16 protein-coding genes are annotated in these 15,568 nt (G+C 69.6%); 8 read left to right on the plus strand and 8 right to left on the minus strand.

Translation table 11 applies throughout. The features are described 5' to 3' along the window. Positions 1-229 precede the first annotated feature (229 nt). The 3 genes from ACXVUM_RS08380 to ACXVUM_RS08390 are packed head-to-tail and all read left to right on the plus strand — an operon-like array spanning position 230 to position 3,250. Positions 230-1,798, plus strand: coding sequence for a molybdopterin-dependent oxidoreductase (locus tag ACXVUM_RS08380; RefSeq protein WP_458521363.1), 1,569 nt, complete (start codon positions 230-232; stop codon positions 1,796-1,798). A gap of 32 nt (positions 1,799-1,830) precedes the next feature. Then, entirely contained in the window at positions 1,831-2,457 is a 627-nt protein-coding gene (gene sigK / locus ACXVUM_RS08385) for an ECF RNA polymerase sigma factor SigK (protein ID WP_458521364.1), read from the plus strand. After that, the gene (locus ACXVUM_RS08390; RefSeq protein WP_458521365.1) at positions 2,447-3,250 is read left to right on the plus strand and encodes an anti-sigma factor; all 804 of its coding nucleotides are present in this window, start codon (positions 2,447-2,449) and stop codon (positions 3,248-3,250) included. The genes sigK and ACXVUM_RS08390 overlap by 11 nt, the downstream gene beginning before the upstream one ends. Before the next feature lie 4 nt (positions 3,251-3,254). On the opposite strand, the gene ACXVUM_RS08395 is transcribed toward ACXVUM_RS08390, so the two are convergent. Together ACXVUM_RS08395 and ACXVUM_RS08400 are read right to left on the minus strand one after the other, a co-directional pair. Beyond that, positions 3,255-3,644: a DUF5313 family protein gene (locus ACXVUM_RS08395; protein WP_458521366.1), complete on the minus strand. Its 390-nt coding sequence runs from the start codon at positions 3,642-3,644 to the stop codon at positions 3,255-3,257. Next, a complete protein-coding gene (locus ACXVUM_RS08400; RefSeq protein ID WP_458521367.1) occupies positions 3,641-4,111 on the minus strand; it encodes a MarR family winged helix-turn-helix transcriptional regulator in 471 nt (156 codons plus the stop codon). Before ACXVUM_RS08400 ends, ACXVUM_RS08395 begins: the two co-directional genes overlap by 4 nt. 207 nt (positions 4,112-4,318) lie before the next feature. On the opposite strand from ACXVUM_RS08400, the gene ACXVUM_RS08405 reads away from it, so the two are divergent. Genes ACXVUM_RS08405 through ACXVUM_RS08415 form a run of 3 tightly spaced genes read left to right on the plus strand, consistent with a single transcriptional unit; the run spans position 4,319 to position 7,229 of the window. After that, positions 4,319-5,398, plus strand: a complete 1,080-nt coding sequence (locus ACXVUM_RS08405) for a Re/Si-specific NAD(P)(+) transhydrogenase subunit alpha (protein WP_458521368.1) — start codon at positions 4,319-4,321, stop codon at positions 5,396-5,398. Then, positions 5,398-5,703, plus strand: a complete 306-nt coding sequence (locus ACXVUM_RS08410; protein ID WP_055784778.1) for an NAD(P) transhydrogenase subunit alpha part 2 — start codon at positions 5,398-5,400, stop codon at positions 5,701-5,703. Before ACXVUM_RS08405 ends, ACXVUM_RS08410 begins: the two co-directional genes overlap by 1 nt. Before the next feature lie 8 nt (positions 5,704-5,711). Then, positions 5,712-7,229 carry an NAD(P)(+) transhydrogenase (Re/Si-specific) subunit beta gene (locus tag ACXVUM_RS08415; RefSeq protein ID WP_458522826.1) on the plus strand — a complete coding sequence of 506 codons (1,518 nt, stop codon included), beginning with the start codon at positions 5,712-5,714 and terminating at the stop codon, positions 7,227-7,229. Between the two features lie 73 nt (positions 7,230-7,302). On the opposite strand, the gene ACXVUM_RS08420 is transcribed toward ACXVUM_RS08415, so the two are convergent. Continuing rightward, positions 7,303-7,728 (minus strand): Rieske (2Fe-2S) protein, encoded by a 426-nt coding sequence (locus ACXVUM_RS08420; RefSeq protein ID WP_458521369.1) that lies wholly within the window; start codon positions 7,726-7,728, stop codon positions 7,303-7,305. A 344-nt stretch (positions 7,729-8,072) separates the two neighbouring features. Here ACXVUM_RS08420 and ACXVUM_RS08425 point away from each other — a divergent pair, with 344 nt between their 5' ends. Beyond that, the gene (locus tag ACXVUM_RS08425; protein WP_458521370.1) at positions 8,073-9,497 is read left to right on the plus strand and encodes a CoA transferase; all 1,425 of its coding nucleotides are present in this window, start codon (positions 8,073-8,075) and stop codon (positions 9,495-9,497) included. Here the strand turns inward: ACXVUM_RS08425 and ACXVUM_RS08430 are convergent. Genes ACXVUM_RS08430 through ACXVUM_RS08445 form a run of 4 tightly spaced genes read right to left on the minus strand, consistent with a single transcriptional unit; the run spans position 9,483 to position 12,921 of the window. Then, entirely contained in the window at positions 9,483-10,193 is a 711-nt protein-coding gene (locus ACXVUM_RS08430; protein WP_458521371.1) for an IclR family transcriptional regulator, read from the minus strand. The two genes, ACXVUM_RS08425 and ACXVUM_RS08430, sit on opposite strands and share 15 nt — an antisense overlap. Next, positions 10,190-11,911: a chloride channel protein gene (locus tag ACXVUM_RS08435; protein WP_458521372.1), complete on the minus strand. Its 1,722-nt coding sequence runs from the start codon at positions 11,909-11,911 to the stop codon at positions 10,190-10,192. Before ACXVUM_RS08435 ends, ACXVUM_RS08430 begins: the two co-directional genes overlap by 4 nt. Beyond that, positions 11,908-12,282, minus strand: coding sequence for a VOC family protein (locus tag ACXVUM_RS08440; RefSeq protein ID WP_458521373.1), 375 nt, complete (start codon positions 12,280-12,282; stop codon positions 11,908-11,910). Before ACXVUM_RS08440 ends, ACXVUM_RS08435 begins: the two co-directional genes overlap by 4 nt. 57 nt (positions 12,283-12,339) lie before the next feature. Further along, the gene (locus tag ACXVUM_RS08445) at positions 12,340-12,921 is read right to left on the minus strand and encodes a winged helix-turn-helix transcriptional regulator (protein WP_458521374.1); all 582 of its coding nucleotides are present in this window, start codon (positions 12,919-12,921) and stop codon (positions 12,340-12,342) included. 51 nt (positions 12,922-12,972) lie between these two features. Here ACXVUM_RS08445 and ACXVUM_RS08450 point away from each other — a divergent pair, with 51 nt between their 5' ends. Beyond that, positions 12,973-14,391, plus strand: a complete 1,419-nt coding sequence (locus tag ACXVUM_RS08450; RefSeq protein ID WP_458521375.1) for an MFS transporter — start codon at positions 12,973-12,975, stop codon at positions 14,389-14,391. A 426-nt stretch (positions 14,392-14,817) separates the two neighbouring features. Here ACXVUM_RS08450 and ACXVUM_RS08455 read toward each other — a convergent pair whose 3' ends face one another. Next, positions 14,818-15,558, minus strand: coding sequence for a metallophosphoesterase (locus ACXVUM_RS08455; RefSeq protein ID WP_458521376.1), 741 nt, complete (start codon positions 15,556-15,558; stop codon positions 14,818-14,820). Between the last annotated feature and the right edge of the window lie 10 nt (positions 15,559-15,568).

The raw sequence follows: 15,568 nt of genomic DNA on the forward strand, positions 1-15,568 counted from the left end.
CGCTATCCATTCGCAACGTACGTGTGGGCGGATGGGTGATGCCCGAAATTTCCGGTATCGAATGTGCGTCTATCGCCCGCTGCGGTCACGAACGGGTAACGCAGGCGTGATCTACATGGGGTGATCCGCGTCATCGGTCCATCCGCGGAGCCGTCGGTGCCGAACTCCTAGCCGACGACATCCGGGCCACGTCCAGAGCGCGGGCCGAGGTCGCCATCGAGTCCGCCCGATGCCCAGCAGCACCCAGCACCCGGAAGGGGTGACACACGTGTCCCGCACAGAGAACGTGATCCGCCGGGCGCTCGCCGGTCTGATAGCCGTGGGCGCCGCACTCGCGGCCGGCGAGATCGTGTCGCTGGCGGTGTCGTCGTTCTCCTCCCCCTACTTCGCGGTGGGTGCGCTGCTCGTCGACAACGCCCCGTCGTCGGTACGGGAGTTCGCGATCCGGACCTTCGGCACCTCCGACAAGGAGGTGCTGCTGACCGGGATGGCCATCGGCATCGCGGTGCTCGCCGTGGTCGCAGGTCTCGTGGAACGCAGGACCAAGCCGTTCGGCTCCGTTCTCGTCGTGCTGTTCGGGATCGTCGGGATCGTGGCCGCGTTCCAGCGCCCGACCGCCGAGGCCACCTACGTCTTCCCGTCGCTCGCTGCGATCGTCGTCGGCGTCGTGGTCCTGCGGGTGCTCTCCGGTTACGTCGGTCGACGCAATGCCGCCGCACCCGAGCAGGACGGTCTCTCGCGACGCGCCTTCGTCGGAGCGGCGGCGACCGCTGCTGTCGCCGCCGGCGCGATCGCGCTGGTCGGCCGGGTGATCGCGAATGCGGGCAACGCCATCTCCGAGCGGGCGTCGCTGAAACTCCCGACCCCGCGCGTGCGGGCCAAGCCGATACCTCCGGGCGCGAACCTCGACATCCCCGGCGTCACCCCGTTCGTCACGAGCAACCAGACGTTCTATCGCATCGACACCGCACTGCAGGTGCCCGAGCTCAAGACCACCGAGTGGCAGCTGCGCATCCACGGCATGGTCGATCGCGAGATGACCCTCGGCTGGGACGACCTCATGGCGATGGAAGCGGTGCAGAAGGTCATCACCCTCACCTGCGTTTCGAACCAGGTCGGCGGTGACCTCGCCGGCAACGCGACCTGGATCGGGTTCCCGATCAAGGACATCCTCGCCAAGGTCGGCGTCAAGCCGGACTCGGACATGCTCTTCTCCACCAGCGTCGACGGGTGGACCTCCGGGACACCGGTGTCGGCGCTGACCGACGGCCGCGACGCGATCCTCGCCGTCGGGATGAACGGTCAGCCGTTGCCCCTGGAGCACGGGTACCCGGTCCGGCAGGTGGTCCCCGGCCTCTACGGCTTCGTCTCCGCCTGCAAGTGGGTGGTCGACTGGGAGCTGACCCGCTTCGACAAGAAGAAGGCCTACTGGACCGAGCGCGGATGGGGCCAGATGGGTCCGATCAAGACCGCGTCCCGCATCGATCGCCCCGCCTCGTTCGCGAACATCCCGGCAGGCGAGGTGGTCATCGCCGGCACGGCGTGGGCGCAGCACCGTGGTATCTCGAAGGTGGAGGTCCGCATCGACAACGGCCCGTGGGAGACCGCGCAGCTCGCCGAGGAGTACTCGATCGACACCTGGCGGCAGTGGTCCTACCGCTGGCAGGCGACGCCCGGCCAGCACACCCTGTACTGCAGGGCCACCGACATGACCGGTCAACTGCAGACCGAGGAACGTACGCCGCCCATCCCGGGTGGTGCCACCGGTTGGCACAACCGGGTCATCACGATCACCTAGGGGGTTGACCATGACGCGCTACTGTCAGCCGTGTGACCGACCGCTCAGCCGCACGACCGGCACCCCCGGCCGCGCCGAGCCGGGACGGTGCGGCGGCCGTCGACGAGCCGACGCGGCTCGTCGACCTGATCCATCGCGTGGCCGCGCAGGACCGGGAGGCTTTCGCGGCGCTCTACGACGCCACCAGTTCCCGTGTGTTCGGGCTGATCAAGCGCGTACTCCGGGATCCGGGGTACGCCGAGGAGACGCTGCAGGAGGTCTATCTGCAGGTGTGGCAGAACGCGCCGAACTATCGCGCGGACATGGGCTCGGTCGTCTCCTGGATCCTGACCATCGGGCACCGTCGTGCGGTGGACCGGGTGCGTTCGGAGGAGGCGTCCACACGGCGCGGGGTGGAGTACTCCGTCTCGTCGCTGACCATCGAGACCGACCTGGTCGTCGACTCGGTGGTGACCCGCGAGGACCGTCGCGCGGTCATCGTGTGCCTGGGCACGCTCACCGACACCCAGCGGGAGAGCATCGAGCTCTCCTACTACGGCGGGCTGAGCTACCCGCAGGTGGCGCAGCGGTTGAACGCCGCGTTGCCGACCGTGAAGTCGCGCATCCGCGACGGGTTGCGACGACTCAAGACATGCCTGGAGAGCTCCGATGAGGGCTGACGACACCACCCGCAGGGACGCCGGCCGCATGGTCGACGACCTGCTCGAGCTCTATGCGATCGATGCGCTGCCCGCCGAGGAGACACAGGCGTTCGAGAACGCGCTGACGGTCCTCGACGAGCCGTCGCGACGGCGCGCCGTCGCCGAGATCCGTCGGACACAGGACGCGGTCGCACGGTGGGCCGCCCAACACGCCGAGGAGCCGGGACCGCAGGCCCGTCGGCGCGTCCTGGCGGCCCTCGACCGTGACCGGGCTGACGGCACCGCGTCGCCGGCACCCGTGGCCCCCGAGGACGAACTGGCCGCGCGTCGCGCGCGTCGCCGCCGCACGGCCGTCGCGATCTCGTCCGCCGCCGCAGCGATCATCCTCGTGGTGGGTGGCGTGCTCATCGGTCGGTCGACGGTCTCGACGCCCGAGCAGCAACCCTCGATCGCGCAGTCCGACCGGACACCGACGCTGCAGTCGGTGATGAGCCGACCCGACGCCGAGGTGCACCGCACCGAGATGGCGGGCATGCCCGGGACCGTCGTGGTGGCGTCGTCACGCAGTGCCGACACCGCCGTCGTCCTTCTCGACGGCGCGCAGCAGCCGCCGACGCAGCGCGTCTATCAGTTGTGGTTGATCGGCAACACGCACAGCCCGCGGTCGGCGGGTCTCGTCGACTCGGTGAGTCCGGAGACGTCGGTGGTGGTCAGGGGCCTCAACGGGTCACGGACCATCGGCATGACCGTCGAACCCGAGGGGGGCTCGACCCAGCCCACCGGTGACGTCCTCGCCGCCGTGACGATCTGACCGGTCAGGTGCTGCGCTGCGAGCGGTAGAGCCGTTCGTACTCGCGCCGCGCGCGGTCGTCCTCTGCCTGCTGACGCGCCGGTTTGAGGTCCGGATCGAGGCCGTGCCTCTCCAGTCGGTGGGCGCGGTTCTGCTTCATGTACGCCGCCGAGTAGATCAACCCCAGGACCAGTCCGAGCGCGACCATCTGCGCCCGCAACCACCACGGGCCGGGGAACAGCATGAACACCACGAAGATGGGGATGAACGGCACCGTCCCGCGGATGAGGTGACGGACGTAGGCGTTGCGGCCGGTGAGGTCCTCGCGGACCCACTCGCGCAGGTCGTCGGGAAGTCTGCGCCCGAACGCGTATCCGATCCACTGCGCGGGTGACGGCCGTCGCCGGGCGCTCACGACAGGTCCTCCGCGGGTGTCTGCAGTGCGGCGCGGTTGAGCTCCCACAGCACGTCGCGCAGCCGTTCGAGTTCGGCGAGCGAGATCCCGAGACGCTCGATCACCGCCGGTGGGACCGCCTCGGCGCGCTCGCGCAACGCGACACCCGACTCGGTCAGCGCGACGTCGAGACGACGCTCGTCGATGTCGGAGCGACGTCGGGTGATCAGTCCCATCGACTCGAGGCGCTTGAGCAGCGGCGACAGCGTCGCCGAGTCGAGGACGAGCGCATCGCCGATCGACCGGACCGACCGCGGCGACTGCTCCCACAGCGCGAGCATCACGAGGTACTGCGGATGCGTCAGCCCCAGCGGTTCCAACAGCGGTCGGTAGATCGTCAACACCGTGCGGTTGGTGACGGCGAGGGCGAAGCACAGCTGACGATCCAGGGCGAGTAGATCACCGGGGTCGGGAGATGATTGCGGCACGATTGGATCGTACACGAACAGTATCCGCACGAACCAGTGCTGGACAGCTGTCTGGACACAGGATCAGTGTGCGCCACCTCATGCTATGTTTCGTGCATCCATCGGCCGCCGATCGCGGCCGTGCCCTCATCCCCGACACCCTGGGCGACCCCCGGCGTGGTGTCGGAGATGCGTCCATCGCTCCGTATGTGAGAAACGGGTGTGTCCATGAGTGTCGGTGTCGTGCGGGAGGTGGCCGAGGGGGAGCGCAGAGTCGCGCTGGTCCCCAAGGTCGTGGCGACGTTGGTCAACAAGGGGGTCGACGTCGTCGTCGAGTCCGGGGCGGGGGAGCAGGCGCTCATCCCCGACGAGCTCTACTCGGAGGCGGGTGCCACCATCGGTGACGCCTGGTCGGCGGACGTCGTGGTGAAGGTGGTTGCCCCGACCGACGACGAGGTCGCGAAGCTGAGGTCCGGTCAGACGCTGATCGGTTTCCTCGCGCCTCGCAATCAGGAGAACCAGATAGGCGCGTTGAAGGCCGCCGGCGTGCAGGCGTTCGCCGTCGAGGCGATCCCCCGTATCAGTCGCGCGCAGGCGATGGACGCGTTGAGCTCGCAGGGCAACGTGTCCGGCTACAAGGCCGTCATCCTGGCCGCCGAGAAGTCGACGCGCTACTTCCCGATGCTCACCACGGCCGCCGGCACGGTGAAGCCGGCGACCGCGTTGATCCTCGGTGTCGGCGTCGCCGGGCTGCAGGCGCTGGCGACCGCCAAGCGTCTGGGCGCCCGCACCACCGGGTACGACGTGCGTCCCGAGGTCGCCGAGCAGGTCAAGTCGGTGGGCGCGCAGTGGCTCGACCTCGGCATCGACGCCGCCGGTGAGGGCGGCTACGCCCGTGAGCTCACCGAGGACGAGCGCGCGCAGCAGCAGAAAGCGCTCGAGGACGCGATCACGGGCTTCGACGTGGTCATCACCACCGCGCTCGTGCCGGGTCGTCCCGCGCCGCGCCTCGTGACCGCGGCCGCGGTCGAGGGGATGAAGCCGGGCAGCGTCATCGTCGACCTCGCCGGCGAGACAGGCGGCAACTGCGAACTGACCGAGCCCGGGCAGGACGTCGTCAAGCACGACGTCACGATCTGCTCGCCGCTCAACCTCCCCGCCGGCATGCCCGAGCACGCCAGCGAGCTGTACTCCAAGAATCTCCTCGCCCTCATCGAGCTGATGCTCGACGAGAACGGCGCCATCGCACCGGATTTCTCCGACGAGGTGCTGGCGAAGTCGTGCGTGACCCGAGAGGCGGACGCCTGATGTACACCGGTCTCCTGGCGAACCTCGCGATCCTGGTCCTGGCCGGGTTCGTGGGCTTCGCCGTCATCTCCAAGGTGCCCAACACCCTGCACACCCCGCTGATGTCGGGCACGAACGCCATCCACGGCATCGTCGTGCTCGGTGCGCTGGTGGTGCTCGGGGCCCTTCCCGCCGACGCCAACTGGGGCGTGCGCATCATCGCGTTCGTCGCGCTGGTGTTCGGCACGCTGAACGTCATCGGCGGCTTCGCCGTCACCGACCGCATGCTCGGGATGTTCAAGGGCAAGAAGGAGGTCGAGAAGTGACCGTCGAGATCGTCAACTTCGTCGGCGGCCACTCGCCGAGCCAGGGTGTGTCGTACGCGGTCACCGCGCTCTACATCGTCGCCTTCGCGCTGTTCATCTACGGCCTGTCCGGGCTGACCGGTCCGAAGACCGCCGTGCGCGGCAACTGGATCGCCGCCGTCGGCATGGGCATCGCCGTCGCGGCGACGCTGCTCTACGTCTGGAACGAGGGTTCTCGGGCCGACAACGGGATCGGACGGGTCGACGTCCCGGCGATCAACTGGATCCTCATCGCCATCGGTCTGGTTCTCGGTGTCGCCCTGGGTATCCCGCCGGCGCTCAAGACCAAGATGACCGCGATGCCGCAGCTGGTCGCGCTGTTCAACGGCGTCGGCGGTGGCACCGTCGCGCTCATCGCGTGGTCGGAGTTCATCGAGACCTCCGGCTTCTCCGAGTTCGGTGGTCGCGAGCCGGCGTCGCCTCTCGTCGTCGGGTCGCTGATCGCCGCGATCATCGGGTCGATCTCGTTCTGGGGCTCGCTGATCGCGTTCTCGAAGCTGCAGGAGATCCTGCCGAAGGGCATCGAGAAGGTCTTCGTCGGCAACGCGAAGCTGTTCCAGCTCGCCAACATCGTGCTCCTCGCCCTGTCGATCGGCATCGCGATCTTCCTCGGCGTGCAGGCCACCAGCGGTGGCGGCGCAAGTGTCTGGTGGATCGTCGGACTGCTGGTCGCCGCCGGTGTGATGGGGCTGTTCGTGGTGCTCCCGATCGGCGGTGCGGACATGCCCGTCGTCATCTCGCTGCTCAACGCCATGACCGGACTGTCCGCTGCCGCAGCGGGTATCGCGCTGGACAACACCGCGCTCATCGTCGCGGGCATGATCGTCGGCGCCTCGGGATCCATCCTCACCAACCTCATGGCCAAGGCCATGAACCGCTCGATCCCCGCGATCGTCTTCGGGTCGTTCGGTGGTGGTGGCGGAGGTGCCGCGGCGGGCCCGGCCGGCGACGGAGGGACGGTGAAGGCGACCTCGGCCGCGGACGCCGCGATCCAGATGGCCTACGCCAACCAGGTCATCGTGGTGCCCGGCTACGGCCTCGCCGTCGCGCAGGCACAGCACGCGGTGAAGGAGATGGCGACGCTGCTCGAGGCCAAGGGTGTCGAGGTCAAGTACGCGATCCACCCGGTCGCCGGTCGTATGCCCGGGCACATGAACGTGCTGCTGGCCGAGGCCGACGTCGAGTACGACGCGATGAAGGAGATGGACGACATCAACGGCGAGTTCAGTCGCACCGATGTCGCGATCGTCATCGGCGCCAACGACGTCACCAACCCGGCCGCGCGCAACGACCCGAGCTCACCCATCCACGGCATGCCCATCCTGAACGTCGACGAGGCGCGCTCGGTGATCGTGCTGAAGCGGTCGATGTCGTCGGGTTACGCCGGCATCGACAACCCGCTGTTCGGTGCCGCGGGCACCTCGATGTTGTTCGGTGACGCGAAGAAGTCCGTCGGCGAGGTCATCGAGGAACTCAAGGCGCTCTGACGTCGCACCACCACCCTCAGACGAGGCGATTCTTCCCGCTCACCGGGAAGGATCGCCTCTTCTGACGTCGGCGTCAGGCGGGATAGACCTTGCCGTCACGGACGGCGACCGCGACGGTCGTGAGACCGGAGCGGGCCGGCCCCTCGACCACCGCGCCGGTGTCCGGGGCGAACTCCGAACCGTGACAGGGGCAGACGAGCTTCCCGCCCTTCGGCGCGACCGCACACCCCTGGTGCGGGCAGATCGCGGAGAACGCGCGGACGGTCGAGTCGCCGGTGCGGGTGACGATGCCCCTCGCCCCGCCCGGCAGGCCCACCGTCACCGAGGAACCGACCGGAACCGCGGACAAGTCCGCCAGCGACCCGTCGGTGTTCGTCGACGGAGCGGGCGTGGACTCCGACGGCCCGCCCGCGCCGCAGGCGGCGAGTGCACAGGCACAGGCTCCGGCCGCCCCACCGGCGAGGACGGCACGACGACCCACGGATGTATCGGCGTTCATGCGCTCAGGGTAGGAGCGGAACCTGTGAACCCGGCTCGGCGCGGCCGTGCGCCGTCTCACCCAGTCCGACCGCCCGGATCTCCGGGGCGCTCAGCTCGCTGACGCAGCCGACCTCCCCCAAGGTCGTCGACCGTGCGACACGCGGTCACGCCACGCACCACCCTTCCCGCTGTCATCGGAGTGACGAGATCCGATTTCAGCAGAACCGATTCGGTCATCGTGCGTGAGAGCACCGCCGGCAACTGAACGGCGCCACCCGTGGCCCGCCGCAGGGGCGCCGTCAACCCTTTCCGAGATGGCGGAGGGCGCGGACACGGTGATGTTCGCCGACCGATCCTCGACGCATGCCCACCACGAACTCACCCTCCGTCCGCGAGATCGTCGACGAGTTGACCGCTGTCCTCGGCACCGACCAGCGACATGTCCATGCGACCGTCGTCGTCGACGGCGGTGACCCGGTCACACCGTCACCGCACCGTCTCGCCGACGCGATGTCGGCCGCCATCGCGACGTTCGGCCTGCAGATGGCATCTCTCGCCGAGACCGCCGACGCACTGCCGCAGACGGTGTCCGTCCATGCGACCGAAGCGATCGACCAGTTGCGTGCCGCATACCTGACCTCCGTTTCCGGAGTGCCGGTCGGAGCACTGGTCGAGGATCAGCGATCACTGGCCAACAACGACTTCTATCGATGTGCCGACGGCCGGTGGATCTTCCTCATCACCACCTTCTCCGGTCTCCGAGACGCAGTGTGCGGTGTCCTCGACGTCCCACCGCTGCCCGAACGTATCGCCGACGCGGCGCGATCGTGGGATGCGTTCGCGCTCGAGGACGCGGTGTGCGCGGCAGGGGGTGTCTGTGCCGTTGTCCGCAGTGCGGCGGAATGGGCGGCCCACCCCGCCGGGCGCCACCTGGCCGGCCGGCCGGTCGTCGAGATCGAGCGGGTCGGCGACGCACCTCCGATTCCGCTGCCGCGCAACACCGGTGGATCGCTGCTCGACGGTCTGCGGATCCTGGACCTCACGCACGTGATCGCCGGGCCGGTGTCGACGAAGCTTCTCGCCGAGCACGGTGCCGACGTGCTGCACGTGAGCCGACCCGATCTACCCGATCCGGTCGGTATGGTCGCGTCGACCGGTGGGGGCAAACGCAACGCCTTCGCCGACCTCCGTCGGCCCGAGCACCGCTCGGCGGTCGAGGAACTGCTGGGCACTGCGGACGTCCTCGTGACCGGCTATCGCGACCTGGCCCGGTTCGGACTGTCGGCCGAGGCCGTCGCAGGGTCCCATCCGGGGACGGTCGTCGTCGACTACCACTGCTGGGGAGCCGACGGCCCGTGGGCGAGCCGCGGCGGCTTCGATCAACTCGCCTGCAGTGCGACCGGGTTCGCGTTGGAAGAAGGTTCGGACGACGGCCCGAGCCTGCCGCCCACCCATCTCCTGAACGACTATCTCGCGGCCTACCTCGGTGCCGCCGGAACGCTTGCCGCACTGCGTCGCCGAGCGGCCGAGGGAGGGTCGTGGCGTGTCCGGCTGACCCTGGCGTCGGTGTGCACGTGGGTCCGGGGACTGGGCGCCGTGTCCGCGTTCACGGACCTGCCGAGGCCCGGCGACCCCGCCATCGAGCTGACGACGCAACCCACAGTCTTCGGTGCGCTCACCGAGCCTGCCGTGCCGTTCCGGATGTCACCGGCAGGCACACCGGGGCATCGACCTCCGACGCCTCTGGGGAGCGACTCGCTGCGGTGGGTGTCGTCAGGGCCGCGGTGAGAGCTGCATGAGCAGCCGACGTGCGGCGGACTCGAGGTGCGGGATCCGACCGCCCCGGGGCCCGCGGCGCGCCGTGAGGAGCAGTGCGACGGTCGGGTCGGCTGTCGGGACGGCGATCGCGGCGATGTCGGGATCGGCGAGGCCGTCGCTGCGTGCGATGCCCTGTCGGCGGATGGTCACGATCTCGGAGTCGAACGCCGCTGCAGCCCTGGGATCGTCGGTCCGTGAGGCATCGAGGACATGATCGCGGGCTCCCTGCTCTGCCCGGGCGAGTATCAACCGTCCGGCCGCCGTCCGGAGCACCGGGCGCGGGCGGTGCTCGTCGGCGACAGCCTGGATGGGGTCGGGCGCGCGCGGACCCGCGTGGTCGAGATAGTGCACGGAGTGTCCGACGAGGACGGCCAGCGTCAGCGGCGCGCCGCACTCCCGGCTCAGTCGACCCAGCCGGGCATGGTCCACACCGGCCGGCCGCGTCGTCCGGCCGATCACCGACAGGGTGTGTGGCCGCCATCCGAGGACATAGCGGCGGTCGACCTGACGCAGGTGGCCCAGTGCCGTGAGCTCGTCCAGCAGGTCGTGCGCCGAACTGACGGGCGCCCCGACCGCGTCGGCGATCTCGGTGAGTGACAACGGCTCCGGGGTCCGGGCAACCACGTCGAGAATGGCATCGGCTCGCCGTAGCGACCGGTTGCTCATCGCCGAAGAGCGCCCAGCACGTCGGCGTGGGTGATCCAGCCGACGACGTTCTCGTGGTCGGCGTCGAGCACGGGCAGACCGGTTGTCCCGTGTGCAGCCAGCGCCTCGAGGACGGTGTCGACGTCGTCGTCGGCGGTGATCGGGTCCGGCAGGGCCGTCACCTGATCGATCGTCACGGCCCGTGCGTGCGGGATCCGCAGGGCCTCGGTGACACCCCTCGATGTCACGCAGCCGCGGTAGCGACCCTCGTCGTCGATGACGGGGAGCATGGCGTGGTCGGATTCGGTCAGGGCGTCGGCCGCCTGGTCGAGCGACAGGTCCGATCGCAGCGGTGGTGGCGCGGCCGTGATCACCGCCGCCACGGACAGCTCGGTGAACGGGTCGTGTTCGGGTGCGCGGTCGATGTCGATGCCACGGCGCAGCAGCTTGCGCGTGTAGATGGTGTCCTCGGACAGCAGGCGTGAGACCCCCGCCGCCATCGCCACGGCGAGCATCAGCGGCAGGATGATGCCGTACTCGCCGGTGAGCTCGAAGATGATCACCACAGAGGTGACCGGCGCTCGTGTCGCGCCGCCGAGTGCGGCGGCCATCGCGACGAGGCCGTAGGCGCCGGCGTTCCCGACGATGCCCGGCGCGACGTCGTGTCCGATCGCCCCGAAAGCGCTGCCCGCCATCGCCCCGACGAACAGCGTCGGCGCGAAGACACCACCCGAGCCGCCGATACCGATGGTCAGGCTGGTCGCGAGCATCTTGGCGAGCAACAGGCCCAGCAGGATCGCGATGGCGTAGTGACCCTCGACGGCCTTCTGCAGGATGGGGTAGCCCACGCCGTACATCTGCGGCACGGCCACGAGGACCCCACCGAACAGCAGCCCGCCGACGATGGGCCGCGCCCACTCCGGCCAGCGCCACGCCCAGTCGCACAGGTCCTCGACGAGGTACAGCGCCCGCGAGAACGCCACACCCAGGACGCCGACGATGAGGCCGAGCGCGAGATAGAGCAGGTATTCCGCCGGGTGGTCGACGGTGAAGGTCGGCAGCGACAGGAACGTCTCGTCACCGAGGATGGCCCGGGCGACGATGCTCGCGGTCACGCTGGCGAGGACGACGGCGCCGAACGACTCCGCGGCGAACGTGCGCAGGATCAGTTCGAGCGCGAAGAACGGGCCGGCGAGCGGGGCGTTGAACGTCGCGGAGATGCCCGCCGCCGCACCACACGCGACCATCACCTTCAGGCGGTCGGCGTCCAGACGGGTCCACTGCCCCAACGTGGATCCGAGGGCGGACCCGATCTGCACGATGGGGCCCTCTCGTCCCACCGATCCGCCACCGCCGATGCACAGAGCCGACGCGACCGCTTTGACGATCGCGACGCGCGGGGCGATCCGTCCGCCTCGCTCGGCGACCGCGAACATCACCTCGGGCACACCGTGGCCCTTGGCCTCGGGGGCGAACCGGTAGACGAGCGGACCGTAGAGCGCCCCGGCGATGACCGGCGCGATCAGCAGGAACCAGATGCCGAGACCCGGGAAGTGCGGGCTGCCGACGCGGCCGGCGTCGGAGAAGTCGCCGGTCCCGGTGAACGCCCAGGTGATCACCTCGATGAGATACCGGAACCCGACGGCGCCGAGGCCGGTGCCCAACCCGATGACGACAGCGAGGGGGACGAGCGCAGACCGCCCCGTCCGCAGCCAGGACCCGACCGCCGCCGTGGTCACGCGAGATCTCCGCGGTTGATCCCCAGCACGCAGAACTCGTTGCCCTCCGGGTCGGCGAGTGTCACCCAGGAGGCGTCGTCGGGTTGTCCGACGTCGACGTGGCGGGCGCCGAGATCGATCAGGCGGCGCACCTCGTCGGCCGGTGGGGTGGTGTCGTCGGCGCGCAGGTCCAGGTGGATCCGGTTCTTGACCGTCTTGGCCTCGGGGAAGGCGAGCAGGTCGATGCCCGGTGTGCCGGGATCGTCGGGACCGATGCCGATGTCCGGTCCGTCGACGTCGCGGACCCTCCATCCGAGGGCCGAACACCAGAAATCGGACATGATCCGGGCGTCGTGGCAGTCGATGGCGATCACGGCGAGCCGACTGGACATGGGGATCAACCTAGTCGGCGGGCCCCGGCGTCCGGAGTCGAGGCGGCGATCACCGCGTCACGACGAGCGTGTACCCGACGTCGTCGTCGCGACCGTCGTTGCGGGCGTGGTCGATCGGCTGATCGGGTCACCCGACCGTGGTCGGGTGACATGCACCTCGTCCACGGCGACGCGATGGCCCTCGTCGCAGACGACGTCGACGTGGACCGGAGCCTCGCAGTCGACGTGGCGGAACTCCAGGGGTGCACCGTCGGGCAGGAGGTGCTTCGCACCCCAGTCGTAGAGCGCCAACACGACCGGCGCGAAGTCGCTGCCCGCGGGGGTGAGCCGGTACTCGTGGCGCGTGCGACTCCCCGGCTCCCGGTAGGGGACCTTGTGCAACAGGCCGGCGGTGGTGAGTTCCTTGAGGCGTGCCGCCGCGACCGCCTCGGTGACGCCGACGCGATCGACGAAGTCGTCGAATCGTCGTGTGCCGTAGAGGGCTTCGCGCATGATCAGCAACGCCGATCGCGTGCCCACCACCGACAGGCTCGCCGCGGCGGGGCACCCGTCGGCTCGCCACGCCGATCGGTGGGCGAGCGGGCCGGTCGGTGCGAGGGATGCGCCGTCCCCGTCGTTCACGTCGTCTCGCGTGTCCATCGCACCACTCTAGCTTGACAAAACCATTGCCAGGGTCTGTAGTTCCTGACTATGGCAAACACAAGTCTGCGGGGTCGCCGCGAGTCGCTCGCCCTCGCGACGCTCTGCCTGGCCGCCTTCATGGCCAGCCTCGACGTGTTCATCGTCAACGTCGCGTTCGACGCGATCGGACAGGATTTCGGCGGCACCGACCTCACGACGCTGTCGTGGGTGCTGAACGCGTACGCCATCGTGTTCGCCGCGTTCCTCATCCCCGCCGGTCGCCTGAACGATCGCTTCGGTCGGAAGGGCGGATTCCTCCTGGGTCTGGGGATCTTCACCGCCGCATCGGTCGCGTGCGCGGTGAGTCCCGGGGTGTGGTGGCTGGTCGCCTTCCGAGTGGTGCAGGCACTGGGTGCCGCGATCCTGACGCCGGCGAGCCTCGGGCTGGTGGTGGTCGCCGCGCGGCCCGAGCACCGCGAACGCTCGGTACGGATCTGGGCCGCGACCGGCGCTCTCGCCGCCGCCCTCGGGCCGGTCGCCGGCGGTCTCCTGGTGACCGTCGACTGGCGCTGGGTGTTCCTGGTCAACGTCCCGGTCGGCGTCCTCGCGATGGCGGCTGCGGCCGTGGTCGTGCCGTCCTCGCGAGAGGAGACGCCGACGCCGTTCCCCGACGTGTTCGGGGCCGCCGCTGCCGTCGTCGGCATCGGTGCACTGACGCTGGCACTCGTGGAGGGCCCCGACTGGGGGTGGACGTCCGCACGGTCAGGGGTGGTGTGGCTCGTCGCGGTCGTGACGCTCGCCCTGTTCGTGGTGAGCAACGCCCGTCATCGCTCGCCGCTCCTGGCCGCGTCGCTGTTCCGCGTCCGCGCGTTCGCGTGGTCCAACGCGACGTCGTTGCTGTTCGCGGTGCCGTTCGCGGCGGCGCTGCTCACCAACATCCTGTGGATGCAACAGGTCTGGGGATATTCGGCGATCGCAACCGGGTTCGCCGTGGCCCCGGGACCGCTCATGGTCCCCGTGTTCGCCGCGGTCGCACACCGGCTCTCGGCACGGATCCCGGTGGGCATCGTCGTCGCGGTCGGCTGCCTCCTCGCCGGGGCGGGGGGCGTGCTGGTGTCGGTGTCCGTCGGGCCGCAGGCGGACTACGTCGGTGCGATGCTGCCGGGCTGGCTGATCGCCGGCGTCGGCGTGGGCCTCGCCCTCCCGTCGATCCTGTCGTCGGCGACGGTCGACCTGCCCGCCTCACAGGCCGCAGCGGGGAGCGCCACGGTGACGATGTTCCGTCAGGTCGGCATGGTGTTGGGCGTGAGCCTGGTGGTCGCCGCGGTCGGCACCCCGATCGGGTACGCGGCGGCACACGACGCGTTCCAGCACGCCTGGTGGGCGAGTGCGGTGGTCGCGCTCGTGGCGGCGATGGCCGCCCCGTTGATGACGCCGACCCGCGCCTCGAGCGCGGCGGCCGCACCGTCGGAGCTCGCGACGGCCTGACCCGGCCCGCGTCTGTTGGGCGGTAGGAGCCGTTCGTTGGGCGGTAGGAACCGTCTGCTGGGCGGTTGGGACCGTTCGTTGGGCGTTTGGGTGCTCGGCGACGTCGTGTACCGCCCAGTGGACGTCTGGAACCGCCCAGTCGACGTCTGGAACCGCCCAGTCGACGGTTCCGGCCGCCCAACAAACGGGGTGCAGGGTCGTGAATGTGGTTGTGCACACACTGGTTTTACGACGGCGGGCCGACCACCGCCGACAACGGCCTCGGTGAATGCCGCACCCACGAACGGCAGAAAGAGAACCCCGGCTGGCAGGTCACCACCGCCACCGACGACCACGGCCGACACGACCCCCGGATACAAACGCCGACCGGCGCGAACACAGGTCCCGCGCACCGGCACAGGGTTCACACGCTGCGTGACGACACTCTCACACCACCGAGCGGAAATGGCTGATCAGGCGGAGTCCGTCGAGCTGGTGGAATGCGATCCCGGCGGGCTGCGCGTCGTCGACGATGCCCTCGCCCTCGAAGGACAGCTTGAGCGTCGACGACGTCCCGGGGGCGACGACGAGCGGCCGGCCCGCGAAGGCCGTCACCGCGCCGGTGTGCGCGTGCCCGCACAGGAACCCGACGACGTTCGGATGGCGCACGATCATCTCGGCGAGACGGTCCTCGCCGATCTGACGGATGCCGTCCATGAACGGCATCAGCAGCGGCACCGGGGGGTGGTGGAAGCACACCACGACAGGTGTCGAGGCGTCGACGCCGTCGATCGTGGACTCCATCCACTCGAGCGTCGCGTCCGACAGCCACCCGTCGCTGCGGCCGGGGATCGTGCTGTCGCACATGACGTACAGGACACCGGCGACCGTCGCGGAGCGGTTCAGCGGGAGGTCGGTCCGGGTGCCGTCGAGCAGCGCCTCGGAGAACTCGGCACGACGATCGTGGTTGCCGGGGATCACGAGTGTCGGGATCAGTGCCTCGCCCAGGATCTCGGCTGCCTCGGCACTCTGGGCCGCCGTCCCCTCGTCCGTGATGTCACCGGTCACCAGCAGCACGTCGATCCCGGCGGCGCGGGCGTTCACATGGTCGATCACGGCACGGATGCGGGCCCGTCGAGCTGGATCACCGGTGACATGCAGGTCACTGATGTGGGCGATCACCGTCACGCCGACATGA

It is taken from the genome of Williamsia sp. SKLECPSW1 (assembly GCF_054332755.1).

Excerpts from the sequence above, each read along its gene's own strand:
- ACXVUM_RS08380 (WP_458521363.1), top strand. The coding sequence starts at position 230 with ATGCCCAGCAGCACCCAGCACCCGGAAGGGGTGACACACGTGTCCCGC.
- ACXVUM_RS08390 (WP_458521365.1), top strand. The coding sequence starts at position 2,447 with ATGAGGGCTGACGACACCACCCGCAGGGACGCCGGCCGCATGGTCGAC.
- ACXVUM_RS08405 (WP_458521368.1), top strand. The coding sequence starts at position 4,319 with ATGAGTGTCGGTGTCGTGCGGGAGGTGGCCGAGGGGGAGCGCAGAGTC.
- ACXVUM_RS08410 (WP_055784778.1), top strand. The coding sequence starts at position 5,398 with ATGTACACCGGTCTCCTGGCGAACCTCGCGATCCTGGTCCTGGCCGGG.
- ACXVUM_RS08420 (WP_458521369.1), bottom strand. The coding sequence starts at position 7,728 with ATGAACGCCGATACATCCGTGGGTCGTCGTGCCGTCCTCGCCGGTGGG.
- ACXVUM_RS08425 (WP_458521370.1), top strand. The coding sequence starts at position 8,073 with ATGCCCACCACGAACTCACCCTCCGTCCGCGAGATCGTCGACGAGTTG.
- ACXVUM_RS08430 (WP_458521371.1), bottom strand. The coding sequence starts at position 10,193 with ATGAGCAACCGGTCGCTACGGCGAGCCGATGCCATTCTCGACGTGGTT.
- ACXVUM_RS08440 (WP_458521373.1), bottom strand. The coding sequence starts at position 12,282 with ATGTCCAGTCGGCTCGCCGTGATCGCCATCGACTGCCACGACGCCCGG.
- ACXVUM_RS08445 (WP_458521374.1), bottom strand. The coding sequence starts at position 12,921 with ATGGACACGCGAGACGACGTGAACGACGGGGACGGCGCATCCCTCGCA.
- ACXVUM_RS08450 (WP_458521375.1), top strand. The coding sequence starts at position 12,973 with ATGGCAAACACAAGTCTGCGGGGTCGCCGCGAGTCGCTCGCCCTCGCG.